A 25,855-nucleotide genomic window follows, 5' to 3' on the forward strand; every position below is an offset into this window, starting at 1 on the left:
CGCGTGCGCACCAACTTGGCGCGAAAGCGCTGCGTTAAGATCGGCCGATCCGGATTTTTTCTCACTGACTTCGAGCTTCCCATGACCGTGCATGCTTTCATTTGTGATGCGATCCGCACCCCCTTCGGCCGCTACGGCGGCGCGCTGGCTTCCGTGCGCCCCGATGATCTCGCTGCCGTAGCCATCAAGGCGCTGGTGGCGCGCAATCCCGGCGTGCGCTGGGAAGAACTGGACGACGCCATCATGGGTTGTGCCAACCAGGCGGGCGAAGACAACCGCAACGTGGCCCGCATGGCCACGCTGTTGGCCGGCCTGCCGATCGAAGTCCCCGGCGCCACCGTCAACCGCCTGTGCGGTTCGGGCCTGGACGCCATCGGCGGCGCCGCCCGCGCCATCCGCGCCGGCGAAGCCGGCCTGATGCTGGCCGGCGGCGTGGAAAGCATGAGCCGCGCGCCCTTCGTCATGGGCAAGGCCGACAGCGCGTTTTCGCGCAACGCCGCCATCTATGACACCACCATCGGCTGGCGCTTCATCAACAAGCTGATGAAGGCGCAATACGGCGTGGACTCGATGCCCGAAACGGCCGAGAACGTCGCCGACGATTTCAAGATCAACCGCGAAGACCAAGATCTGTTCGCGCTGGCCAGCCAGCAGAAGACCGCGCGCGCACAGAAGGAAGGCTTCTTCGACGCCGAGATCGTGCCGGTGTCGATTGCCCAGAAAAAGGGCGACCCGATCATCGTCAGCAAGGACGAGCACCCGCGTGAAACCACGCTGGAAGCGCTGGCCAAGCTGAAGGGCGTGGTCCGCGAAGGCGGCACCGTCACCGCCGGCAACGCCTCGGGCGTCAACGACGGCGCCGCAGCGCTGCTGCTGGCCGACGAAAAGGGCGCCGCCCGCCATGGCCTGACCCCGCGCGCCCGCGTGGTCGGCATGGCCACGGCCGGCGTCGCGCCGCGCATCATGGGCATCGGCCCGGCGCCCGCCACGCTGAAGGTGCTGGCCCAGACCGGCCTCACGCTTGCGCAAATGGACGTCATCGAACTGAACGAGGCGTTTGCCGCCCAGGGCCTGGCCGTGCTGCGCCAGCTGGGCATCGCCGACAACGACCCGCGCGTGAACCCCAACGGCGGCGCGATCGCCCTGGGCCACCCGCTGGGCGCCAGCGGCGCACGCCTGGCCACCACCGCAATCAATCAGCTGCACCGCACCGGCGGCCGCTACGCGCTGTGCACCATGTGCATCGGCGTGGGCCAGGGCATCGCGCTGATCATCGAACGCGTGTAATCGCCTGGCGCGCAGCGGCTACGCTGCGCGCTGGAACGAAAAGGGAGCCTGCAAGGCTCCCTTTTCATGTCTGCCGGCAGGCTTGCCTCAGGGCAGGCCGTCCAGTTTCTTGCCGGCCTGGATGCCGTGCCGTTCGAACCAGCCCTGAGCCATCTCCAATGCGTAGCGCACGGGCTTCTTGGCGCAGTGCGGGTCTTCGGTCTGTGGCGCCATGTCCTCAATGTTGACGATCGTGCCATCGTCGGCGATAAAGGCAATCGAGAGCGGCAGGATGGTGTTGCGCATCCAGAAGCACTGCACGTCGGGCTGTTCGAAGACGAACAGCATGCCGTCGTTGCCGGGCAGCTCCTTGCGGAACATCAGGCCGTCGCGGCGGGTCGCTTCCGTGTTCGCGACTTCTGCGCGGATAATATGGATGCCGGCCGAAAGCTGGGTGGTGGGTAGCGGGGCTTGCGGGCCTGTCTGCTGCGCGCCGGCCGCTGCGGGCAGCGCCATTGCGATGGCTGCCAGGGCGGGAGCCAGGGCTTTCGGCAGGAGGTTTCTGAAGAACGCTGTCTTGAACAACGTGAGGCTGACAGGATTTAAAACGGCGTTCTTGGGCATGACCTGGCGCAATGAATGAAAAATAACAAGGCGGGGCCCGAAAGCCCCGCCTGAATAATGGCGCAACCTTACCGTTGCGCTTTAAGGGTAACTCAGGCAGCCGTGATATTAAGCGCCTGTTTGCCTTTGGGCCCCTGAATAATCTCGAAGGCCACTTTCTGGCCTTCTTTCAGGGTTTTAAAACCATTCATCTGGATGGACGAAAAATGGGCGAACAGATCTTCACCGCCGTCGTCGGGCGTAATGAAGCCGAACCCCTTTGCATCGTTGAACCATTTGACGGTGCCCGTCGATTTGGGATTGTCCCCTTGGACGGCGGTTGCGGTCGTATCAGACATGCGGACTGCCTCATTGAATCGTATGTTGACGAAGGGCATCGCGGCCTAGACCCCTGTCCCCCCTCCGGCTTCCTGGCAGATTTTCGGTGCTTTGAAAACCCCAGAATGCGTGGATAATGCGCCGCTTTTCTTTGCGGCGTCAAGTATGGAAACTACGCATTTCTACGTGTAATTTTCCGTAAGTTACACGCTAGCCGTCCCCCGTTTAAATAGAATAGCGGCCCTATGAGTTCTACCTTGGATACCCAGCATGATTTGGCCGTCGAGAAGGCTCCGGCGCGCGCCGCGCCGCCTCCGATGTACCAGGTCCTGCTGCTGAACGACGACTACACCCCAATGGAGTTCGTCGTGAAAGTACTGCAAAAGTTCTTCAATAAGAATCACGAAGAGGCTACGAGGATCATGTTGCAGGTGCATCACGAAGGGCGTGGTGTATGCGGGGTTTATCCCCGGGACCTCGCCGCCACGCGCATTGCGCAAGTGGCCCAATACGCGCGGGCGCGCCAGCACCCCCTGCAATGCGTGATGGAACCCGTCTGAACCCCAGAATCAATGCGCCGCCTGTCATGGCGGCGTTGTGTTGTCCGGTTATTTTGTTTTGATAGGCAGTATCCGCGTACCCGAGAAGCGCGCGGAATGATCAGGTCGGCAGCTCCGCCGCTTAGGAGCGGTGCGTCTGCATTTGAGTAAGCGGGAGATTTACCGTGAGTGGAAAGATAAGCAAGGCCTGGCTGGCGACAGCCGGGGTCGTTGTATTGGCCGGCGCCATCGGCGTGGGCTGGTGGATGGGCAAGGAGCGTCAGCCCGCCAATCCGGCGCCAGCCGTCGTGTCGCAGCCTGCGGCCACGGCGGGTGGCGGCGATGCCAAGCCGGCATTGCCCGCCAGCGCGGTGGTCGGCGCGGCCGACCCGTTTGCCGCGCTTTCCTGCCAGCCGCGCCAGTACAACGATACGCTGGCGCTGGCGGTGACCTTCACGCAGCCGGTGGACGCCAAGTCCGACCTGGACAGCTATCTGCAAGTGACGGACACGGGCTCGGCTTCCGACAAGGACAGCGAATCGGCCGCCAGCAACGGCGACCAGCCCGCCTCGGTCCGGCCGGGCGACTCGGCGCCCAAGGGCAAAATCCTGAAGGGCAACTGGGTGGTGGGCGACAACCCCCGCATGGTCTATTTCCCCTACGTGCAACCGCAGCGTTCCTACGCGATCTCCGTGCGTGCCGGGCTGCCCGGCGCGGGCGGCATCAAGCTGGCGGAAGCGTCGAATTGCGAGGTGAACACGCAGGCCATGCCGCCGTCGTTCTATTTCGCCAGCCGCGGCGTGGTGCTGCCGGCCGGCCAGAATGGCGGCCTGCCCGTGGCCACGGTGAACGTCTCCGAAGTGGACGTGCAGTTCCTGCGCGTATCGCCTGAGCGCGTGCCTGAACTGTTCGACACCGTGCTGGGCATCGGCCGCAGCACCGGCTCCGGAGAAGAGGAAGACAGCGGCGACGAAGAGGACAACTGGCGCTATTCCGACAACCGCAGCCTGAAGGGCTCGGTCAGCAACTGGGACCTGGACCGCCTGAACTCGCTGACGACCAGCGTCTATCAAGGCCGTTTCGTTACCGACGACAAGCCCAACCGCCGCCATGTCACGTTCCTGCCGGTCGAAGGCATCAAGGAACTCCAGGAGCCCGGCATCTACATCGCGGTGATGAGCCAGCCCGGCCGTTTCCGCTACGAGTACCAGGTGACGTATTTCTACGTCAGCGACATCGGCCTGCACGCACGCCGCTACAGCGACCGCATCGAAGCCTATTCGGTATCCCTGAAGAGTGGCACCGCCATCTCGGGCGCCGTGTTCGAACTGGTGGACGGCGCAGGCAAGTCGCTGGCCAAGGCCGCGGCCGACGGCCAGGGCCATGTCCGCTTTGACGGCAGTTTCGCCAATGCGCGCGTCATCCGCGCCTCGCGCGACAAGGAAATGACGGTGCTGGCCCTGGGCGAACCCGCCCTGGACCTGTCCGAATTCGACACCGGCGGCCATGTTTCCCGCCCCAACAACCTGTTCGTCTACGCCGGCCGCAACCTGTACCGCCCCGGCGAAACCTTCAACGTCTCGGTCCTGCCGCGCGACCTGGACGGCCGCATGCTGGCGCCGTCGCCCCTGACCGCCACCATCAAGCGCCCCGACGGCCGTACGGTGCTGAGCACCTTGTGGCAACCCCAAAAGGATCTGCCCGGCTATCTCGAGCGCAGCATCGATCTGCCGCTGGACGCGCAGACCGGCACGTGGCTGCTGGAATTGCGCGTGGACCCCGCGTCGCGCGCGCCGGACGCGTCCTGGAAGTTCCAGGTCGAGGAATTCCTGCCCGAGCGCATGAAGATGGCGCTGACCTCCGACCAGGAGGTGCTGTCGCCGGAGGAAACGCTGACCGTGGACGTGCAGGGCGATTATCTCTACGGCGCGCCCGCCGCCGGCAACCGCCTGCTGTCCAGCTTCCAGGTCAAGCGCGACCGTTTTGCGCTGCCCCAGCAATGGCCTGGCTTCATCTTCGGCGACGTTGCCGACGATGCCCGCCGCCATTTCGAGGAACTGCCCGAAACGGCCCTGGACGACAAGGGCCGCGGCCAGCTCGAGGTCGATCCGCGCACCGGCGGCACGCGTTCGCCGATGAAGGTGAGGGTGTCGGCCAGCCTGCTGGAATCCGGCGGCCGTCCGGTGGTGCGTTCGATCGAGCGCAGCGTCTGGCCCGCCGACCGCCTGATCGCCGTGCGTCCGCAATTCGACGGCGACGTGGCCCGCGAAGGCGCGCCCGCCGGTTTTGAAGTGCTGCGCGTCGACGCGCAGGGCAAGATTGCGCCGCTGGCGCAGGCGCAGATGCGTCTGTACCGCGAAGATCGCCAGTACTACTGGCGTTTCGACGACCAGCGCGGCTGGAACAGCGGCTACACCGAAACCGAGGAATTGCTGGATTCGCGCGAGATCGCGCTGAACGACCGCTCCCAGCTGACCGTGCCCGTGAAGTGGGGCCGCTATCGCCTGGAAATCGCCGATCCCGAAACCGGCCAGACCCTGCGCTACCGCTTCTATGCGGGCTGGAACGCGCAGGACTCCGACGCCATGGGCAATCGTCCCGACCGCGTGCAGATGAAGCTCGAAGGCGTGCCGGCCAAGCCGGGCGACACGGTCAAGCTGACTCTGACGCCGCCGCATGACGGCCAGGCGCTCATCACCGTGGAAGGCGACCGCATGCTGTGGTCCACCTGGGTGGCCGTGAAAGCGACCGGCACGCAGGTCGAGATTCCGGTCGACAAGAGCTGGAAGCGCCACGACCTGTACATTGCAGCCGCCGTGTTCCGTCCCGGCAGCGAGGGCGACCGCGTGACGCCGGCGCGCGCGCTGGGCCTGACCTTCCTGCCCATCGCCAGCGCCGACCGCAAGCTGGACGTGAAGCTGACGGCGCCGCCCAAGGCGGTGCCCGAGACCAAGGCGACCGTGCGCGTCAAGGTCGACGGCGCTTCGGGCAAGCAGGCCACCGTGACCCTGTCGGCGGTGGACGTGGGCATCCTCAATATCAATCAGTACAAGACGCCCGACCCGCTGGACTACTTCTTCGGCAAGCACCGCTACGCGCCCGAATTGCTGGACATGTACGGCAAGCTGATCGAGAAAATGGACGGCACCAAGGGCAAGCTGAAGTGGGGCGGCGACGCCGCCATGCGCGGCGACAGCAAGAGCCTGCCCAAGAAGGTCAAGCTGGTGGACCTGTTCTCCGGTCCGGTCAAGCTGAACGAGCAGGGCGAGGCGGACATCCCGCTGGACCTGCCCGACTTCAACGGCACGCTGCGCCTGATGGCGGTGGCCTTCACGCCCGACAACTACGGCAGCACCGACACCGAAATGGTGGTGGCGGCGCCCATCGTGGCCGAGCTGAACACGCCGCGCTTCATTACTCCGGGCGACCAGGCAGCGATCGCGCTGGACGTGACCAACCTGAGCGGCGCCGAACAGAAGGTGACGGTCAAGCTGGAAGCGCTGGACCCGCTGGCCATCGTCGACGGCGTCAAGACCGTGACCTTGAAGGACAAGCAGCGCACCACGTTGCGCTTCACCGCCACCACCACCGGTTCGTACGGCCTGGGCCTGATGCGCCTGACCGTCGACGGGCAGGGCGGCGGCAAGCCCGTGCGCATCGTGCGCGAATCCGTGCTGCAGGTGCAACCGGCCTACGCGGCCGAGCGCCAGGTGCGCCGCCTGCGCCTGAATCCGGGCGAAGCCAACGCGCCGCAGGCGTCGTGGATCGCTTCCTACTATCCGGACTCGACCACGGTCAGCATGACGGTTTCGAACCGTCCGCCGATCAACGTCAACCGCCTGGTCGAAGGGCTGCTCAACTATCCCTACGGCTGCACCGAGCAGACCATCAGCGCGACCCTGCCGTGGGTCATGCTGGATGAGGCCGCGGCCAAGCAGTTCGGCCTCAAGCCGCGTACCAAGGCCGAGCGCGACGCCAAGGTGGCCGGCGCGATCGGCCGCCTGGCGGGCATGCGCAATGCCGTCGGTTCGTACAACCTGTGGAGCAGTTCGTCCTCGCGCGACGTGTGGCTGACGGCCTACGCCGTCGGCTTCATGCAGGACGCCCGCGACAACGGTTTCGAAGTGCCCGAGGCCTCGCTGGACCGTTCGCGCCAGTGGCTGCTGGAGCAGGTGCAGCAGAGTTCCGGCGCATTCGGCACCTGGTCGGCCAACCTGAAGCGCGGCGTCGAATCCGGACGCTACGATTCCAGCGACGCCAACATCCTGCGTGAGGACCACCGCCGCTTCGCCGGCCTGGCCACTGCCGCGCTGGCGCTGGCGCGCGACAAGAAGGCGCCGCTGTCCACGGTGCGCCAGCTGTACGACAACTACCAGGAGCGCGCGCGTTCGCCGCTGCCGCTGATCCAGCTGGCGGCTGCGTTCAAGCTCATGGGCGACGAAGGGCGCATGAAGAGCGCGCTCGACCAGGCCGTGGCGCGCGAGTACGGTCTCAACAACCGCCGCAACTCCGGCTATTACGACGAATGGCTGGGCGACTACGGCAGCGGCGTGCGCGACTACGCGCTGGCCTTTGCGATCGCCGACAAGTACGAGCTGCGCCACGAGCGCCTGGACAACCTGCTGACGCAGTTGGCCAGCCGCCTGGGCAACCGTTCGTACCTGTCGACGCAGGAACAGATGTCGCTGTTGCTGGCCGCCCGTGCCCTGGGCGGCGACAAGGCCACGCCCTGGTCCGCCACGCTGACCGTCAACGGTTCCACCAAGGCGCTCGCCGGCGGCACCAGCGACCAGACCGTGTCGCTGTCGGCGGCCGACCTGGCCGGCGCGCAGCTGCTGAACACCGGCAACCAGTCCCTGTTCGTCGAATACGACATCCAGGGCAGCCCGACCACCGCGCCCGCGCCGCGCAACGACGTGATCCAGCTCAAGCGCGGCTGGTACCGTCCGGACGGCCGTCCGTGGGATGGCGGCAGCCTGCAGACCGGCGATATGCTGGTGGTGTGGGTGCAGGCCAGCGCCAACCAGAACATTCCGGATGGCTTGCTGGTGGACCGCGTGCCGGCGGGTTTTGAAGTCGAAAACCTGAACCTGTCGCAAAGCCCCGAGATGCAGGAATGGACGATCGGCGGACGCCGCGTGGCCGAAGCCATGTCCGATCCCAACATCAAGCACCGCGAGTTCCGCGACGACCGCTATGTGGCCGCGGTGTCGCTGGGCCGCGGCAAGGTGGACGTGTTCTATCTGGTGCGCGTCGTGACGCCGGGCCGCTACGCGGTGCCGTCGACGGTGGCCGAAGATATGTACCGGCCTGAAATCCGGGGCGTAGGCGAGCAATGGAGCACGGTAGAGATCCGCGACCGCGGCGCCAAGCGTCCTTGACCCCCGCCGCCACCCCCGTGGCGGGCGCCTCGCGCGCCCGCCGCTGGCGGCGGCGCGGAATCTTCGCGGCCAGCGCGTTGTTTGCGCTGGCCGCGTTGTTATTCACGCTGGACCGCCTCTATCCCTTGCCGCCCGTGGATTCGGGCGGCGCCGCCGTGGTCGTGGCCGCGGACGGCACGCCGCTGCGCAACTATCCCAGCCGCGACGGCATCTGGCGCTATCCGGTCAAACCCGACCAGGTGTCCGAACGCTATCTGGAAACGCTACTGACCTACGAGGACCGCTGGTTCTACTGGCACCCGGGCGTCAACCCGGTGGCGATGGCGCGCGCCGGCTGGCAGTGGGCCACCAACCGCCGTATCGTGTCGGGCGGCTCCACCCTGACCATGCAGGTTGCGCGGTTGATCGATCCGGAACTGGCCGGCAAGCCCTCGCGCTCGATGTCGGCGAAGCTGCGGCAGGCCTGGCGCGCCATCCAGCTGGAAATGCACTACAGCAAGGACGAGATCCTGTCGCTGTACCTGACCCACGCGCCCATGGGCGGCATCGTCGAAGGCGTGGAGATGGGCTCGCGCCTGTGGCTGGGCAAGCCGGCGCGCGACCTGAGCCCGGCGGAGGCGGCGATGCTGACCGCCTTGCCGCAGGCGCCGTCGCGCCTGCGGCCGGACCGTCATCCCGAGGCCGCGCAGGCCGCGCGCGACAAGGTGCTGGACCGCATGGTCGAACTGGGCCGCTGGACCCCGGCCGAGGTGGCCGACGCCAAGATCGAGAACGTGGTTGCGCCGCCGCTGCGGGCGCGCTGGCTGGCGCCCCTGGCCGCGCAGCGCCTGCTGCAGGAAGCGGGCAGCCAGCGCAAGGCCGGCCGGCGCCCGGGCGAGCGGCCCGCCGTGGTCACGTCCACCCTGGACGCGGACATGCAGGCGGCGGTGGAGCGCATGCTGCAGGACCGGGTGGACGGCCTGCCGCCCAAGGTATCGATGGCCGTGTTGGTGATGGACAACGATACGCTGGAGGTCAAGGCCTATGCCGGCTCCGCCGACTTCTCCGACGAAAGCCGGGCCGCCCACGTGGATATGGTGCGCGGCGTGCGTTCGCCGGGCTCCACGCTCAAACCCTTTCTGTACGCGCAGGCGCTGGACGAAGGCCTGATCCACTCCGAAAGCCTGCTGATCGACGCGCCGATGTCGTTCGGCGGCTACGCGCCGGGCAATTTCCAGGCCGCGTTCGCCGGCCCGATCAGCGTGGCGCAGGCCCTGCAGCGTTCGCTCAACGTGCCGGCGGTGGACCTGCTGGATCGCGTCGGGCCCAGCAGTTTTGCCTCGGTCATGCTGGCCGGCGGGGTGCGGTTACGTTTGCCCGCGGGCGCGGAACCGAATTTGAGCTTGATTTTGGGCGGGGGCGGCACCACATTGGAAGAACTGGTGGGCGCTTACCGGGCCCTGGCCCGCGGGGGCGTCTCCGGGCGGCCCCGGCTGCGGCCGGAGCAGCCGCGGGTCGAGTCCCGTATGATGAGCCCTGGGGCGGCCTGGATCGTCCGTGACATTCTGGAGAGCGGCGGCCATCCTGACCGGCCGTTCTACCAGTCGGGCAGTCCGGCGCGGCAACTGGCCTGGAAAACCGGGACCAGTTTCGGATTCCGCGACGCCTGGGCCGTTGGAGTGACCGACAGGTGGACGATGGGCGTCTGGGTCGGCCGTCCGGATGGTACGCCCAACCCCGGATTTTTCGGGGCAAACGTGGCTGCGCCGCTACTGCAGGATATCGTGGCGGCCTTGCCCGAAGGCGCTCAGCAGGTCCGCGTCAGGCCCGAAACGGTGCAGGCCGCGGTGACATGCTGGCCCCTGGGTTACAAGCTCGGCAGCGTGCCGTCCGGCGAATGTCCGGAGCAGCGCGCGGCCTGGGTGCTGAATGAAACGGCGCCGCCGTCCTTTGCCGGCTACGCCGATGCCTCGCGCGGACCGCTGCGTCTGGGCGGCGTGGCCAGCGGCTCGGTGCTGCGGCCCGTGCCGGGCGGGCGCGAAGTGGCGCTGGATGTGGATGTGCAGGGAACAGAAGGCGAAGTATGGTGGATGCTGGACGGGCGCGTGGTTGGTCACGGCGCGTCGGGTCATCCGTTTAAATTAGTGTTGGCCATGGACGGCCGGTATACGCTTACCGTCATGGATGCGCAAGGCCGTCACGACAGAGTGGTTTTTGAAATCTCTGGCGTTACGCCATGATCGGCATAGAATATGAATCGTGTATTTGCCCGCTTCGATGCGTTACGGAGGAAGCGTGATTTCTCAAGAGCTTGAAGTCAGCCTGCATATGGCTTTCGTCGAGGCCCGTTCGGCCCGGCATGAATTTATTACCGTCGAGCATCTGCTGCTGGCGTTGCTCGACAACGCTTCGGCCGTTGAAGTGCTGCGCGCCTGCGCCGCGAACCTGGACGACCTGCGCCGCAATCTGCGCCAGTTCGTCTCGGAGAACACCCCGGTGATCCCGAGCGGCGCCGAGGTCGACACGCAGCCCACGCTGGGATTCCAGCGTGTGATCCAGCGCGCCATCATGCATGTATCCGCGGGAGGCACCGGCAAGAAGCCGGTTACCGGCGCCAATGTGCTCGTGGCCATTTTCGGCGAAAAGGATTCGCACGCCGTGTATTACCTGCAGCAGCAGGGCGTGACGCGGCTGGACGTTGTCAATTTTCTGTCGCATGGCATTACCAAACAGCCCCAGGTGGAGTCCGCCGCCGTGCAGAAAGAGCAGCAGACCAATGGTGAAGAGCAGGGCGAATCGCGTCAGTCGCCGCTGGACCAGTACGCCACCGACCTGAATGCCGCCGCGTTGGCGGGCCGCATCGATCCCCTCATCGGACGCGAGCACGAAGTCGAGCGCGTGATCCAGGTGCTGTGCCGCCGCCGCAAGAACAATCCGCTGCTGGTCGGCGAGGCCGGCGTGGGCAAGACCGCGATCGCCGAAGGCCTGGCCTGGCGCATCACGCGCGGCGAAGTGCCCGAAATCCTGCAGGCCGCCCAGGTCTTTTCGCTGGACATGGGCGCCTTGCTGGCGGGCACCAAGTACCGCGGCGATTTCGAGCAGCGCCTGAAGGGCGTGCTCAAGCAGATCCGTGGCAACCCCGACGCCATCCTGTTCATCGACGAGATCCATACGCTGATCGGCGCCGGCTCGGCATCGGGCGGCACGCTGGACGCGTCCAACCTCTTGAAGCCCGCCTTGTCTTCCGGGCAGCTCAAGTGCATCGGCGCGACCACCTACACCGAATACCGCGGCGTCTTTGAAAAAGACCACGCGCTGTCGCGCCGTTTCCAGAAGATCGACGTGGCCGAACCCAGCGTCGAACAGACCGTGCAGATCCTGCGCGGCCTGAAGAGCCGCTTCGAAGAGCACCACAGCGTGCGCTACTCGTCCGCCGCCCTGTCGGCCGCGGCCGAACTGTCGGCGCGCTTCATCAATGACCGCCATCTGCCGGACAAGGCCATCGACGTGATCGACGAGGCCGGCGCCGCGCAGCGCCTGCTGCCGCGCTCGCGCCAAAAGAAGGTAATCGGCAAGGTGGACATCGAGAACATCGTGTCCAAGATCGCGCGCATTCCGCCGCAGTCCGTCTCCAACGACGACCGCAGCAAGCTCGCGACGCTGGACCGCGACCTGAAGACCGTGGTCTTCGGCCAGGACAACGCCATCGAAGCCCTGTCCGCCGCCATCAAGATGGCGCGCTCGGGCCTGGGCAAGCCGGAAAAGCCGATCGGCGCCTTCCTGTTCTCCGGTCCCACCGGCGTGGGCAAGACCGAGGTCGCGCGCCAGCTGGCTTTCACGCTGGGCGTGGAGCTGTTGCGTTTCGACATGTCGGAATACATGGAGCGGCACGCGGTGTCGCGCCTGATCGGCGCGCCTCCGGGCTACGTCGGTTTCGACCAGGGCGGCCTGCTGACCGAGGCCATCACCAAGCAGCCGCACTGCGTGCTGCTGCTCGATGAAATCGAAAAGGCGCACCCGGATGTGTTCAACATCCTGCTGCAGGTCATGGACCACGGCACGCTGACCGACAACAACGGCCGCAAGGCGGACTTCCGCAACGTCATTCTCATCATGACGACCAACGCGGGCGCCGAAACCTTGAACCGTCCGTCGATCGGCTTCGCGAATTCGCGCGTGGTGGGTGACGAAATGGCGGAAATCCGCCGCATGTTCACCCCCGAGTTCCGCAACCGCCTGGACGCGATCATCCCGTTCGCGCCGCTGGACCGCGAAATCATCCTGCGCGTGGTGGACAAGTTCCTCATGCAGCTGGAAGACCAACTGCACGAGCGTCGCGTGGAAGCCATCTTCACCACGAGTCTGCGCGAGCATCTCGCCAAGGAAGGGTTCGATCCGCTCATGGGCGCACGTCCCATGCAGCGCCTCATCCAGGACACCATCCGGCGTGCGCTGGCCGACGAGCTGCTGTTCGGCAAGCTGGTCGATGGCGGCACGGTCACGGTCGACCTGGACGAGGAAGGCAAGGTCAAGCTGGACTTCGACGAGAACGGCAAGCCGCCCTCGTCGGATGCGCCTGACAAACAGGAAGTCGAACTGGTCGACTAGGCGACTCAATGACCGCGGACCGCCAGCCGCTGATCGAGTGCGAGCACTGCGCAAGCATCTATCGCCGGCATCAGCTTGAACCTGGCGAGACCGCCAATTGCGCCCGCTGCGGCGCCACCTTGTGGCGTTACAGCGGGCTTACTTTGTCCAATTGGCTGGCCCTCGCCATTGCCGCCCTCATCGTGTTCGGGGTGGCCAACGCCTATCCCGTCGCTTCGATGTCCGTGCAGGGCATGGTGCAGCAGGCGTCCTTGCTGGACGCCATTTTCATCACCTGGCGGCAGGACCACTGGGTCGTCGCCATCATGACCGGCATGGCGGGCTTCGCGTTGCCGATGCTGCAGCTTTCCGTGTTGCTGTGGGTGTTGGGGCCGCTTTCGCGCGGCCGCGAGCCCCTGGGCTTCCGTACCGCGATGCGCCTGTTGGGCTTTCTGCGGCCCTGGTGCATGGTCCCGGTGTTCCTCCTGGGCGTGCTGGTGGCTGTGGTGAAGCTGGCGGGCATGGCCGCCGTGACTCCAGGCATCGGGCTGGTCGCGTTCGGCATCCTGACCATCCTGTTGACGATGCTGGGGCGGCTGTCGCCGCATGTGCTGTGGCGCTACGCCGAGAGTGTGGGCGTGGTGCCGGTGCATATACCCCAGACTGCGCCGGACACGGTACTGACCGGATGTCATGTCTGTGGTCAGGTGCAGGCGCTGCCCCGCGCGGCCGACCCGGAAGAACACCACCACTGCGTGCGTTGCGACGCCCTGGTGCATTTCCGCAAGCCCGACCATCTGGCACGCACCTGGGCGCTGTTGCTGGCCGCCGTGGTGTTCTATATCCCGGCCAACGTGCTGCCGGTGATGCAGGTCAGGTCGGTGCTAGGCGACAGCGCCCATACCATCCTGGGCGGCGTGGTTGAACTGTGGGATATGGGCTCTTGGGATATTGCGCTGATCGTCTTCATCGCCAGCGTGGCGGTGCCGCTGACCAAGCTGCTGGCGCTCATGCTGTTGCTGTTGACGGAACAGTGGCGCAGCACCACCAACCTGCGCCCGCGCACGCGCCTGTATCAAATGGTCGAGTTCATCGGCCAATGGTCGATGCTGGATGTTTTTGTCGTTATATTGCTGGCGGCGTTGGCGGATTTCCAGGGCTTGATGGAAATCAGCGCCGGCGCGGGTGCGGCGGCGTTCGGGCTGACAGTGATCCTGACCATGTTGTCTGCCATGAGTTTCGACCTGCGCCGCAGTTGGGATCTGGAAGGACAAAGTGAAATAGAATCGCCGCCAGTGGAAGGCGGGCGCCAGCCGGCGTCTCTCGCCGGCAAGGAAATGGGCTAGGAAGCGCCGCGGCTTCCGTCCACGAACAAGGAAGAGTAGATGTCCGAGCAAGCACCCGGATCCGGTGAAGAGAAGTTCGCGTCACCCGCGATCTCGCGCAAGAAGAAGAGCCGGATTTCATGGATCTGGCTGGTGCCCATCGTGGCGGCCCTGATGGGCCTGTCGCTGGTCGTGCGGACCTGGATGCAGGCGGGGCCCGACATCTCGATTTCGTTCAATACTGCAGAAGGGCTGGAAGTCGGCAAGACCCAGCTGCGCTACAAGGACGTGAACATCGGCGCCGTGAAGTCCATCGGCTTCAACGAAGACCGCACCAAGGTGGTGGTGCGGGCCGAGCTGTCCAAGGATGTTTCCGATCTGGCCCGCGAAGGCACCAACTTCTGGGTGGTGCGCCCGCGTCTGGACGTGAGCGGCGTGTCCGGCCTGGGCACGCTGCTGTCCGGCGCCTATATCGGCGTGGACGCGGCCGAAGGCAAGGACAGTTCCAAGAAGGCTACCAAGCTGCATTTCGAAGGCCTGGAGGTTCCGCCGGCGGTTACGCATGACCGCGCCGGCAAGCGTTTCAAGCTCAGGGCCTCTGATCTGGGCTCGCTCGATATCGGCTCGCCCGTGTACTTCCGCCGCATCAACGTGGGCCGCGTGATCGGCTACGCGCTGGATGAAACCGGCAAGGCCGTGAACGTCGAGGTGTTCGTGGACGCGCCCAACGACAAGTTCGTGACCCAAGGCTCGCGCTTCTGGAACGCCAGCGGCGTCGACTTCAGCGTCAACGCCGACGGACTCAAGGTACGCACGCAATCGCTGGTGTCGATGGCGGTGGGGGGCGTCGCTTTCGAACCGGTCCTGACCACGCGCGATTCGGGCAAGCAGGCGCAGGCCGACGCCCAGTTCGACCTGTACGCGACCGAGGCGGCCGCCAAGGCCAATCCGGACGGCGAGGCCTTCCCGATCCGCATGCGTTTTGACCAGTCGATCCGCGGCCTGACGGTGGGCGCGCCCATCGATTTCAGCGGCATCACGCTGGGCAACGTCACGCAGATCAACATGGACTTCGATCCGATCGCCAAGCGCTTCTATTCGCTGGTGGACGCCACCCTGTATCCGGAACGCCTGGGGCGCGTGTTCGAAGAAGTGCGCGATCGCGCAGCCAAGGATGGCGACCTTGCCGGCAACCGCCTGCTGGGCGGCATGATCAAGCACGGCCTGCGCGCGCAGCTGCGCACCGCCAACCTGCTGACCGGCCAGCTGTACGTGGCGCTGGACGACTTCCCGAACGCCAAGCCGGTTGAGTTCAAGGTCTCGGATCCGGCCATGATTCCGACGGTGCCCGGCAACCTGGACCAATTGCAGCAGCAGATCAGCAACATCGTCGCCAAGATCGAGAAGATTCCGTTCGACAAGATCGGCGAGGACCTGCGCACCACGCTGGCCAGCACCTCCAAGCTGATGAACCGCCTGGACAAGCAGGTCGCGCCTGAAGCGCAGAACATGCTCAAGCAGGCCAAGGAATCCATGGCGCAGGTCAACGCGCTGTTGGCCTCCGATGCGTCCTTGCCGGTCAACACGGAGAAGGCGATGCAGGAACTGGGCCGCGCGGCCCGTTCGCTGCGCGCCCTGGCCGACTTCCTGCAAGCCAACCCCGAGGCCCTGTTGCGCGGCCGCGGCCCAGACCCGATCCCCGGCGCCGGTCCTGTCAGGAACTGAACCCCATGAATAGACGCCCATTCCCCCGCGCCCGCCAGGCGACTCCGAGTTCCGAGCAGCCGCGATCCGCGGCACCCCGTTTGCGTCCGCTCCTGTCCTTGCTGGCTTTGTCGGCGGCGCTGGCTGGCTGCGGAGCGTCTGCGCCCGTGCACTATCACACCTTGCAGGCGCCAGCGGCCCAGGCGCCGGCCGCCGGCGTGGCGCCCGCCAGCTTCCTGATCGAGGTGCAACCGGTCAACATTTCGACGCAGGCGGACCAGCCGCAGCTGATGGTGCGCAGCGGCGAGGGCAGCTTGGCGGCGCTGTACTCCGAGCGCTGGAGTTCGCCGCTGGGCGACGAGCTGCGCGGCGCACTGTCGGACGCGCTGAAGCGCGAGCTGGGCGCCCTGGACGTGCAACTGGTCAAGCCCGGGCCGGGCGCCGCGGTCTGGCGCGTGCAGACCGACGTGCAGCGGTTCGAGCTGGAGCCGGGCCGCATGGCCCAGCTCGATGCGACCTGGCGCGTGCGGCCGGTCAACATGAAGGGTTCCGGCCTGCTTTGCCGCAGCGTGGTGACGGAACCGGTGACGGAAGAGGGCGTGCCGGCCATGATCGCCGCGCAGCAGCGCGCCGTGGTCAGCCTGGCCGGCGCCATGGCCTCGGCCATACGGGGGCAGACCCCGGCGGGATCGGGCTCGGTGCAGATGCTGGGCTGCGCGGCGCTCAAGGATTGACCGTCCAGCCAAAAATTCCCGCCTGATCTCAAATGGTTAACCTAGGGTTAACCATAGTGCAAAGCAAGTTGCAACCTGTCTAGCATACGGTCCTACCCATACCGGGTCCCGCAAGGACCCGGTACTACCTTTGCCATGCGACAGGAAGCAATCTCTTATGGCCAGCACGACCCTAGGCGTTAAAGTCGACGACGCGCTCCGCGACCGGCTGAAGGCCGCCGCGCAAAAGCTCAACTGCACGCCGCACTGGCTGCACAAGCAGGCGATCCTTTCCTACCTGGACAAGATCGAGCGCGGCCACCTGCCCGCCGAGATGTCGCACCTGGGCATGGACGCGGGCGGCGAGGACGAGGCGGGCGAGGGCCATTCCGCGCCCACGCCGCCGTTCTATGAATTCGGCCAGGACGTGCAGCCGCAGTCGGTGCTGCGCGCGGCCATCACCGCCGCCTACCGGCGTCCCGAGCCCGAGTGCGTGCCGCTGCTGCTGGGCCAGGCCCGCATGCCCAATCTGGAAAAGATCCACGCCATGGCCGCCGATCTGGTCCGGAAGCTGCGCGGCAAGCGCAGCGGCGGCGGGGTGGAAGGGCTGATCCAGGAGTTCTCGCTGTCCAGCCAGGAAGGCGTGGCGCTGATGTGCCTGGCCGAAGCGCTGCTGCGCATTCCCGACCGCGCCACGCGCGATGCGCTGATCCGCGACAAGGTGGCTCGCGGCGACTGGAAGTCGCACATGGGCGGCTCGCAATCCCTGTTCGTCAACGCCGCCACCTGGGGCCTGATGATCACGGGCAAGCTGGTGGCCGTGAGCAGCGAACAGTCGCTGTCCAAGGCGTTGACCCGGCTGATCGGCAAGGGCGGCGAGCCCTTGGTGCGCAAGGGCGTGAACATGGCCATGCGCATGATGGGCGAACAGTTCGTGTCGGGCCAGACCATTTCCGAAGCCCTGGCCAACAACCGCAAGATGGAAGCCCGCGGCTTTCGCTATTCCTACGACATGCTGGGCGAGGCCGCGACCACGGCCGAGGACGCCGACCGCTATTACGCCTCGTACGAGCAAGCCATCCATGCCATCGGCAAGGCCGCGGCCGGCCGCGGCATCTATGAAGGCCCGGGCATCTCGATCAAGCTGTCGGCGCTGCATCCGCGGTATTCGCGCGCCCAGCGCGAACGCGTCATGGCCGAGCTGCTGCCGCGCGTGAAGGCGCTGACCGTGTTGGCGCGCAGCTACGACATCGGCCTGAACATCGACGCCGAGGAAGCCGATCGCCTGGAGATCTCGCTGGACCTGCTGGAGGCGCTTTGTTTCGAGCCCGAGCTGGACGGCTGGAACGGCATCGGCTTCGTCATCCAGGCCTACCAGAAGCGCGCGCCCTTCGTGATCGACTACGTGATCGACCTGGCCCGCCGCAGCCGCCATCGCGTGATGGTGCGCCTGGTCAAGGGCGCGTACTGGGACAGCGAGATCAAGCGCGCCCAGGTCGACGGCCTGGAAGGCTATCCGGTCTATACCCGCAAGGTCTACACGGACGTGGCCTACCTGGCCTGCGCCCGCAAGCTGCTGGGCGCGCCGGAAGCCGTGTTCCCGCAGTTCGCCACGCACAATGCCTACACCCTGTCCGCGATCTACCAATTGGCGGGGCAGAACTATTACCCGGGCCAATACGAGTTCCAATGCCTGCACGGCATGGGCGAGCCGCTGTACGACGAAGTCGTGGGCGCGCTGTCGCAGGGCAAGCTCAACCGTCCGTGCCGCATCTACGCGCCGGTCGGCACGCATGAAACGCTGCTGGCCTACCTGGTGCGCCGCCTGCTGGAAAACGGCGCCAACACCTCGTTCGTGAACCTGATTGGCGACGACAGCATTCCGGTCGAGCAACTGGTGGCCGACCCGGTGGAAGCCGCCGCGCGCATCGCGCCGCTGGGCGCGCCGCACGAGAAGATTCCGCTGCCGCGCGAACTCTATGGCGACCCGCAGGAGGGCGCCCGCGCCAACTCGGCGGGCCTGGACCTGAGCAACGAGCATCGGCTGGGTTCGCTGTCCGCGGCCCTGCTGGCCAGCGCCGCCATGCCGTGGCGCGCCGGCCCCATGCTGGGCGAGGGCGAAGGGGCCTGGGATGCCTCGCGCGCCATGGAAGTCCGCAACCCCGCCAATCTGCGCGACGTGGTGGGCCACGTGGTCGAAGCGCAGGCAGACGAGGCCGAGATCGCGCTGCGCGCCGCTGCCAATGCCGCTCCCATCTGGCAATCCACGCCGGTGGCCGAACGCGCCCAGTGCCTGCGCCGCGCCGCGCAATTGCTGGAAGAGCAGATGCAGACCCTGCTGGGCCTGATCGTGCGCGAAGCCGGCAAGTCATTGCCCAACGCCATCGCCGAGGTGCGCGAGGCCGTGGACTTCCTGCGCTATTACGCGGACCAGGCCGAAACGGAATTCAGCAACGACACGCACCGGCCGCTGGGCACGGTGCTGTGCATCAGCCCCTGGAACTTCCCGCTGGCCATCTTCACCGGCCAGGTCGCGGCCGCGCTGGCTGCCGGCAACACGGTGGTGGCCAAGCCCGCCGAACAGACGCCGCTGATCGCCGCGCAAGCCGTGGCCATCCTGCGCGCGGCAGGCGTGCCTGCCGGCGCCGTGCAGCTGCTGCCGGGCCGCGGCGAAACCGTGGGCGCGCAGCTGGTCGCAAGCCCCGGCGTGCGCGGCGTGATGTTCACCGGCTCCACCGATGTGGCGCGCATCATCGCGCGCACGCTGGCGGACCGCCTAGACGATGCCGGCCACACCATTCCGCTGATCGCCGAAACGGGCGGCCAGAACGCCATGGTGGTGGATTCCTCGGCCCTGTCCGAACAGGTCGTGTTCGACGTGCTGACCTCCGCGTTTGATTCGGCGGGGCAGCGCTGTTCGGCGCTGCGCGTGCTGTGCGTGCAGGAAGACAATGCCGACCACGTGCTGACCATGCTGCGCGGCGCGATGCGCGAACTGAGCGTGGGCAACCCCGACCGCCTGTCGGTGGACGTGGGGCCGGTGATCGATACGGAAGCGCGCAACGGCATTCAGCGGCACATCGAAACGATGCGCACCGCGGGCCATCGCGTGGACCAGGTGGAACTCAACGGCGAATGCCGCCACGGCACTTTCGTGCCGCCGACCATCATCGAAATCGACCACGTCAGCGAATTGACGCGCGAAGTGTTCGGGCCCGTGCTGCACGTGGTGCGCTACCAGCGCGATGAGCTCGACGCCTTGCTGGATGCCATCAACGGCACCGGCTACGGCCTGACCTTCGGCGTGCACACCCGCATCGACGAGACCATCGCACACGTGACCGGCCAGGTCCATGCGGGCAATGTCTACGTCAACCGCAATATCGTGGGCGCGGTGGTGGGCGTGCAGCCCTTCGGCGGCGAAGGCTTGTCCGGCACCGGCCCCAAGGCCGGCGGTCCGCTCTATATGTACCGTCTGCTGGGCACGCGGCCGGCCGGTCTGCCGCCGGCGCTGGACGCGGCGGCGGCGCTGCCGCAGCGCATTGCGCTGCCTGGGCCGACCGGCGAGACCAATACCTATGTGGTCGAGCCGCGCGGCGCCGTGTATTGCGTGGCCGCCACCGAAGCGGGCGCGCGGGCGCAGTGGTCCGTCGCCAGGCTGACCGGCAACCATGCCTGGTTCGCGGACACGCCCGCGGCGCAGGCGCTGTTGGCGTCGCTGGACGCCGGCCAGCAGGAGCAGGCGGGCATCCTGGCCGACGATGAGGTCGACCAGGCGGACTATCAGGCCGTGCTGTTCGAAGGCGATGGCGACGCGCTGCAGGCGCTGAACCAGCGCATCGCGCAGCGCCCGGGCGCCATCCTGTCGGTCCATGGCCTGACCCCCGACGCGATCGCGGCGGGCGCCGGCTACGTGCCGGAACGCCTGCTGGCGGAGCGTTCCGTCAGCGTCAATACGGCGGCGGCGGGCGGCAACGCCAGCCTCATGACCATAGGTTGAGTCTGATATAGGACAACCCTCAGGCATCCAAGGGTTATCTCCAATATCGGGCGAGGTTGCACTGGAACGAAAATCCGGTCGCACCTTAAATCCGGAAGTCGCAACCCGGCTTCCGGATTTTGCAGAATATGCGTGCGCAAGCTCCCGCTACATCGGGCTTGCCGTAGTGAAAAACCAAAAGCCTGGCTAAAAGCTCAGGTATAACAAGGTCTTAAGTCCGACACTCGGAGGATACCCATGAAGTTCCGCACCACTTTGAAGCTTCTCGCCGCCAGCATCGCCGCCGCCGGCATGGCCGCCTCCGCGCAGGCTGCCGACGTCAAGTTCGGTTTTGCCGCACCGCTCACCGGCCCGCAATCGCACTATGGCGAGGACATGCAGAACGGCCTGAACCTGGCCCTGGAAGAAGCCAACAAGAAGGGCATCAAGGTCGACGGCGAAACCGCCAAGTTCGTGCTGGTGTCGCGCGACGACCAGGCCGATCCGCGCGTGGGCGTGCAGGTTGCCCAGCAGCTGGTCGACCAGGACGTGGTCGGCATCCTGGGCCACTTCAACTCGGGCACCACCATCCCCGCCTCGCGCGTCTACCATGAAGCCGGTCTGCCCCAGATCGCCATGGCGACCTCGCCGGAGTACACCAAGCAAGGCTACGAAACCACCTTCCGCATGATGACCAGCGACACCCAGCAGGGCGCCGCGGTCGGCAAGTTCATGGTGGAAAGCCTGAAGGCCAAGAAGGTCGCCATCATCGACGACCGCACCGCCTACGGCCAGGGCCTGGCCGACGAGGTCGAGAAGGCGGTCAAGGCCGCAGGCGGCCAGGTCGTGCGCCGCGAGTACACCACCGACAAGGCCAACGACTTCACCGCCATCCTGACCAACATCAAGGGCTCGGCGCCCGACGCCATCTTCTACGGCGGCCTGGACGCGCAATCCGGTCCGATGAAGCGCCAGCTGGCCACCCTGGGCCTGAAGGCGCCGCTGGTTTCGGGCGAAATGACCCGCAGCGACACCTTCATCAAGCTGGCCGGCGACGCCGCCGACGGCACCTACGCCTCGCTGGCCGGCGTGCCGCTGGACAAGATGGCCGCCGGCAAGGACTTCGAGCAGCGCTATCAGGCCCGCTTCAAGAAGGCCCCCGGCGTCTATGCTCCCTACGCCTATGACGGCGCCTGGAACATGATCACCGCCATCGAGCAGGCCGGCTCCGCCAAGCCCGAGAAGTACCTGCCGGCGCTGGCCAAGCTGAACCGCAAGGGCGCCACCAGCGAGCACATTTCCTACGACGCCAAGGGCGACCTGAAGGAAATCTCGGTCACCATCTACGAAGTCAAGAACGGCAAGTGGGAGATGGTTGAGACGATGGTCAGCCAGGCCAACTAAGGCGGCTGGACCGGGGCGGGAAGGCGGCTGCGCGCCGCGTCCCGCCCGTATTGCAGCGTGCGCGCCGTCAGGCGCGCGCCACGCGCGGCGCCGTGGCAGGCCTAGGGCCGTCACCGCAAGATACGCGCGATTTTTCCAGGCTTATTCAGCGGCCCCTATGGATATCTTCATTCAACAACTGATTAACGGCGTCACGCTAGGCAGCGTGTACGCCCTGGTCGCCCTGGGCTACACCATGGTGTACGGCATCATCGGGCTGATCAACTTCGCCCATGGCGACGTCGTCATGATAGGCGCGATGGCGGCGACCACCATCGCCATCTCGCTGGTGGGCGGCGATCCTTCCACGTCCGCCTTCGTGGTGCTGGGCGTCGGCCTGCTGGTGTCCGTGCCGCTGTGCATGGCCGTGGGCTGGACCGCCGAGCGCGTGGCCTACCGGCCGCTGCGCCGCGCGCCGCGCCTGGCAGCGCTGATCACCGCCATCGGCGTGTCCATCATCCTGCAGAACGTGGCCATGATGGGCTGGGGCCGCAACTACCTGAACTTCCCGCAGGTGCTGTCGCCGCAGGTGTTCGAGATTGCCGGCGCGCGCATCAGCTCGCTGCAGATCGCCATCGTGGTGATCGCGGCGCTGATCATGGGCGGGCTGCTGGCCGTGGTGCACAAGACCCGCCTGGGCACGGCGATGCGCGCCACCGCGCAGAATCGCGAAGTGGCCGGGCTGATGGGCGTGAACATCAACACCGTGATTTCGGCGGCCTTCCTGATCGGTTCGGCGCTGGCCGCGGTGGCCGGCATGATGGTCGCCACCTATTACGGCGTGTCGCAGTACACCATGGGCTTCATGCTGGGCCTGAAGGCCTTCACGGCCGCGGTGCTGGGCGGTATCGGCAACCTGGTCGGCGCCATGGCGGGCGGCCTGTTGCTGGGCATCATCGAGTCGTTGGGCGCCGGGTACATCGGCGATCTGACCGGGGGCTTCCTCGGCAGCCACTATCAGGACGTGTTCGCGTTCTTCGTGCTGGTGCTGGTGCTGATCTTCCGTCCGTCCGGCCTGCTGGGCGAACGCGTGGGAGACCGGGCATGAACGCAACCCTGAAAAGCAGCGGGTTTTCGACCCGCAACCTGATCGGCATCGCGCTGATCGGCGTGGTGCTGGCGGTGCTGCCGTTCGTGATCGGCATGGCCGGCCAAAGCTGGGTGCGCATCCTGAACTTCGCCCTGCTGTACGTGATGCTGTCGCTGGGCCTGAACATCGTGGTGGGCTTCGCGGGCCTGCTGGACCTGGGCTATATCGCGTTCTACGCGGTGGGCGCCTACACCTGGGCGCTGCTGGCTTCGCCGCATTTCGGCCTGCATCTGCCGTTCTGGGCGATCCTGCCGATCGCGCTGGCGGTGGCCTGCCTGTTCGGCGTGCTGCTGGGCGCGCCCACGCTCAAGCTTCGAGGCGACTATCTGGCCATCGTGACATTGGGCTTCGGCGAGATCATCCGCATCTTCCTGAACAACCTGAATGCGCCGGTCAACATCACCAACGGACCGCAGGGCATCAACCGCATCGACACGTTCAAGGTGGGCGAGTTCGCCTTCGGCCGCACGGAAAGCCTGCTAGGCATCCGCGTGACCGGACCGGAGAAGTACTACTACCTGCTGCTGGCGCTGACGCTGATCATCGTGGTGGTCTGCGTGCGGCTGCAGAATTCGCGCATCGGCCGCGCCTGGGAAGCGATCCGCGAAGACGAGATCGCGGCCAAGGCCATGGGCATCAACACCCGCAACATCAAGCTGCTGGCGTTCGCGATGGGCGCGTCCTTCGGCGGCGTGGCGGGCGCCTTGTTCGCTTCGATGCAGGGCTTCGTCAGCCCCGAGAGCTTCTCGCTGATGGAATCCATCTCCATCCTGTGCATGGTGGTGCTGGGCGGCATGGGCCACATCCCGGGCGTCATCCTGGGCGCCTTGATCCTGGCCGCGCTGCCCGAATTCCTGCGCGCGGTGGTCGAACCGGTGCAACACATGCTGTTCGGCGCCGTGGTGCTGGACCCCGAGGGCATACGCATGTTGCTGTTCGGCCTGGCCATGGTCTGCGTGATGCTGTTCCGTCCGGCCGGCCTGTGGCCGTCGGCGGTGCGCAAGCGTGAACTCGCAACCAAGACCCAGGGAGGCGGAGCATGAGCAAACTGCTGCAAGCCCAGGGACTGGGCAAGCGTTTCGGCGGCCTGCAGGCGCTGTCCGACGTCAGCTTCGACATCGAGCAGGGCGAGATCTACGGCCTGATCGGCCCGAACGGCGCGGGCAAGACCACGCTGTTCAACGTGCTCACCGGCCTGTACATCCCGGAAGAGGGCAGCTGCACCTTCAATGGCGAATCCATGTCCGGCAAGAAGCCACATGAAGTCGCCTACGCGGGCCTGGCGCGCACCTTCCAGAACATCCGCCTGTTCGCCAACCTGAGCGCGATCGAGAACGTGATGATCGGCCGCCACATGCGCACCAAGTCGGGTGTGTTCGGCGCCGTGCTGCGCACGCGCGGCACGCGGGCCGAAGAGGCCGCCACCGAAGCGCGGGCGCAGGAACTGCTGGACTATGTCGGCATCGGCCATCGCGCCAACGACGTGGCGCGTTCGTTGCCCTACGGCGACCAGCGGCGCCTGGAGATCGCGCGGGCCTTGGCCACTGATCCCAAGCTGCTGGCGCTGGACGAACCGGCGGCCGGCATGAACGCATCGGAAACCGTGGTGCTGCGCAAGCTGGTCGAGAAGATCCGCGCCGACGGCATCACCGTGCTGCTGATCGAGCACGACATGAAGCTCGTCATGGGCCTGTGCGACCGCGTGCTGGTGCTTGAATACGGCAAGGTGCTGTCCATGGGCAAACCCGCCCAGGTGCAGCGCGATCCCAAGGTCATCGAAGCGTATCTGGGCGCCGGCGCCGCGCAGGATCCGCAGATTCATCAGGAGCGCCCGGCATGACGGCAGCAGCATCCCAACCCCTGCTGGAATTGCGGGGCCTGCAGGTCTCCTATGGCGGCATCCGTGCCGTGCGCGGCATCGACCTGCGCGTGGACGAAGGCGAGCTGGTCTGCCTGATCGGCGCCAACGGCGCCGGCAAGAGCACCACGCTGCGCGCCATTTGCGGACTGGTGCCGCTGGCGGGCGGCGAAGTGGTCTACGGCGGCCAGTCCGTCGGCGGCCAGAAGTCGCATGAGCTGGTGCGCCGCGGCCTGGTCATGGTGCCGGAAGGGCGCGGCATCTTCGGCCAGCTCACCATCGAGGAAAACCTGGCGATGGGGGCCTACATCCGTCGCGATGCGGCCCAGATCCGCCAGGACACCGATCGCGTCTTCACGCTGTTCCCGCGCCTGGCCGAGCGCCGCAAGCAGGCGGCCGGCACGCTGTCCGGAGGCGAACAGCAGATGGTGGCGATGGGCCGCGCGATGATCGCGCGCCCCAAGCTGCTGTTGCTGGACGAGCCCTCGATGGGGCTGGCGCCGCTGATGGTGGAGAAGGTCTTCGAGGTGGTGCGCACCATCGCCAGCGAAGGCGTGACCATCCTGCTGATCGAGCAGAACGCGCGCCTGGCGCTGGAAAACAGCCATCGCGGCTACGTGATGGAATCGGGCGAGATCATCCTGTCCGGTCCCGCCGGCGACATGCTGCACGACCCCAAGGTGCGTGCGGCCTATCTGGGCGAGTCTGAGTAGGGCGCTGCCTGGATCTTGAGGGCGGGGCTTCGAGTTGGCGGAGGTCAGGGTTCTTTAGCCGCCAAGGCTGCCCTGCGCCATTCCGATGCTCGCCCCAATGGGGCTGCGCTTCGGATGGCTCCGGGCCACCTCGGCTGACAGTCGCCTAATGCATTGGTCTCAGCCCCCGTTCATGGGCAGATGCCGTGAGCCGGTGGCCGGGCGGAGGGATCCGAAGCGCAGCCCCACCGGGGCGAGCATCGGAATCCCGCAGTCCGGACGCCGGCGACTCAAGAACCCAGCCTCACAAAACCGAAGCGGCAGGGCTTCGAGCTTGCAGATGTCAGGGTTCTTTAA

The 25,855-nt window shown here is 66.4% G+C and carries 16 protein-coding genes; 14 read left to right on the forward strand and 2 right to left on the reverse strand.

The features are described from left to right. The first annotated feature begins 81 nt into the window (after window positions 1–81). Window positions 82–1,287, forward strand: a complete 1,206-nt coding sequence (pcaF, locus tag IAG39_RS12395; protein ID WP_059379878.1) for a 3-oxoadipyl-CoA thiolase — start codon at window positions 82–84, stop codon at window positions 1,285–1,287. An 87-nt stretch (window positions 1,288–1,374) separates the two neighbouring features. Here pcaF and IAG39_RS12400 read toward each other — a convergent pair whose 3' ends face one another. Together IAG39_RS12400 and IAG39_RS12405 are read right to left on the reverse strand one after the other, a co-directional pair. Further along, complete coding sequence (locus IAG39_RS12400; RefSeq protein ID WP_059379877.1) at window positions 1,375–1,890, reverse strand: DUF192 domain-containing protein; 516 nt, start codon at window positions 1,888–1,890, stop codon at window positions 1,375–1,377. Between the two features lie 92 nt (window positions 1,891–1,982). Further along, the gene (locus tag IAG39_RS12405; protein WP_006220277.1) at window positions 1,983–2,228 is read right to left on the reverse strand and encodes a cold-shock protein; all 246 of its coding nucleotides are present in this window, start codon (window positions 2,226–2,228) and stop codon (window positions 1,983–1,985) included. Between the two features lie 225 nt (window positions 2,229–2,453). Here IAG39_RS12405 and clpS point away from each other — a divergent pair, with 225 nt between their 5' ends. The 13 genes from clpS to IAG39_RS12470 all read left to right on the forward strand — a co-directional run bounded on the left by clpS (window position 2,454) and on the right by IAG39_RS12470 (window position 25,519). Beyond that, on the forward strand, window positions 2,454–2,768 hold the full coding sequence (clpS, locus tag IAG39_RS12410) for an ATP-dependent Clp protease adapter ClpS (protein WP_006383989.1): 315 nt from the start codon (window positions 2,454–2,456) through the stop codon (window positions 2,766–2,768). 164 nt (window positions 2,769–2,932) lie between these two features. Further along, window positions 2,933–8,128 (forward strand): alpha-2-macroglobulin family protein, encoded by a 5,196-nt coding sequence (locus IAG39_RS12415; protein ID WP_118932828.1) that lies wholly within the window; start codon window positions 2,933–2,935, stop codon window positions 8,126–8,128. After that, on the forward strand, window positions 8,125–10,347 hold the full coding sequence (gene pbpC, locus IAG39_RS12420) for a penicillin-binding protein 1C (protein ID WP_118932829.1): 2,223 nt from the start codon (window positions 8,125–8,127) through the stop codon (window positions 10,345–10,347). Before IAG39_RS12415 ends, pbpC begins: the two co-directional genes overlap by 4 nt. 55 nt (window positions 10,348–10,402) lie before the next feature. Next, window positions 10,403–12,715 (forward strand): ATP-dependent Clp protease ATP-binding subunit ClpA, encoded by a 2,313-nt coding sequence (gene clpA / locus IAG39_RS12425; RefSeq protein WP_059379976.1) that lies wholly within the window; start codon window positions 10,403–10,405, stop codon window positions 12,713–12,715. Window positions 12,716–12,723: 8 nt separating this feature from the next. Continuing rightward, the gene (locus tag IAG39_RS12430) at window positions 12,724–14,040 is read left to right on the forward strand and encodes a paraquat-inducible protein A (protein ID WP_059379875.1); all 1,317 of its coding nucleotides are present in this window, start codon (window positions 12,724–12,726) and stop codon (window positions 14,038–14,040) included. A 39-nt stretch (window positions 14,041–14,079) separates the two neighbouring features. Then, window positions 14,080–15,744: an intermembrane transport protein PqiB gene (locus IAG39_RS12435; RefSeq protein ID WP_059379874.1), complete on the forward strand. Its 1,665-nt coding sequence runs from the start codon at window positions 14,080–14,082 to the stop codon at window positions 15,742–15,744. 5 nt (window positions 15,745–15,749) lie between these two features. After that, complete coding sequence (locus IAG39_RS12440) at window positions 15,750–16,457, forward strand: membrane integrity-associated transporter subunit PqiC (RefSeq protein ID WP_251881662.1); 708 nt, start codon at window positions 15,750–15,752, stop codon at window positions 16,455–16,457. Window positions 16,458–16,614: 157 nt separating this feature from the next. After that, window positions 16,615–20,436, forward strand: a complete 3,822-nt coding sequence (gene putA / locus IAG39_RS12445; RefSeq protein ID WP_059379872.1) for a trifunctional transcriptional regulator/proline dehydrogenase/L-glutamate gamma-semialdehyde dehydrogenase — start codon at window positions 16,615–16,617, stop codon at window positions 20,434–20,436. Window positions 20,437–20,673: 237 nt separating this feature from the next. Further along, on the forward strand, window positions 20,674–21,819 hold the full coding sequence (locus IAG39_RS12450; protein WP_059379871.1) for a branched-chain amino acid ABC transporter substrate-binding protein: 1,146 nt from the start codon (window positions 20,674–20,676) through the stop codon (window positions 21,817–21,819). 235 nt (window positions 21,820–22,054) lie between these two features. Continuing rightward, window positions 22,055–22,906, forward strand: coding sequence for a branched-chain amino acid ABC transporter permease (locus tag IAG39_RS12455; protein WP_373429145.1), 852 nt, complete (start codon window positions 22,055–22,057; stop codon window positions 22,904–22,906). Beyond that, window positions 22,903–23,991, forward strand: a complete 1,089-nt coding sequence (locus IAG39_RS12460; protein WP_059379869.1) for an ABC transporter permease subunit — start codon at window positions 22,903–22,905, stop codon at window positions 23,989–23,991. The genes IAG39_RS12455 and IAG39_RS12460 overlap by 4 nt, the downstream gene beginning before the upstream one ends. Beyond that, window positions 23,988–24,788: an ABC transporter ATP-binding protein gene (locus tag IAG39_RS12465; protein ID WP_059379868.1), complete on the forward strand. Its 801-nt coding sequence runs from the start codon at window positions 23,988–23,990 to the stop codon at window positions 24,786–24,788. The genes IAG39_RS12460 and IAG39_RS12465 overlap by 4 nt, the downstream gene beginning before the upstream one ends. Continuing rightward, window positions 24,785–25,519 carry an ABC transporter ATP-binding protein gene (locus IAG39_RS12470; protein WP_059379867.1) on the forward strand — a complete coding sequence of 245 codons (735 nt, stop codon included), beginning with the start codon at window positions 24,785–24,787 and terminating at the stop codon, window positions 25,517–25,519. Before IAG39_RS12465 ends, IAG39_RS12470 begins: the two co-directional genes overlap by 4 nt. Window positions 25,520–25,855 lie beyond the last annotated feature (336 nt).

It is taken from the genome of Achromobacter xylosoxidans (assembly GCF_014490035.1).
GTDB lineage: Bacteria > Pseudomonadota > Gammaproteobacteria > Burkholderiales > Burkholderiaceae_B > Achromobacter > Achromobacter bronchisepticus_A.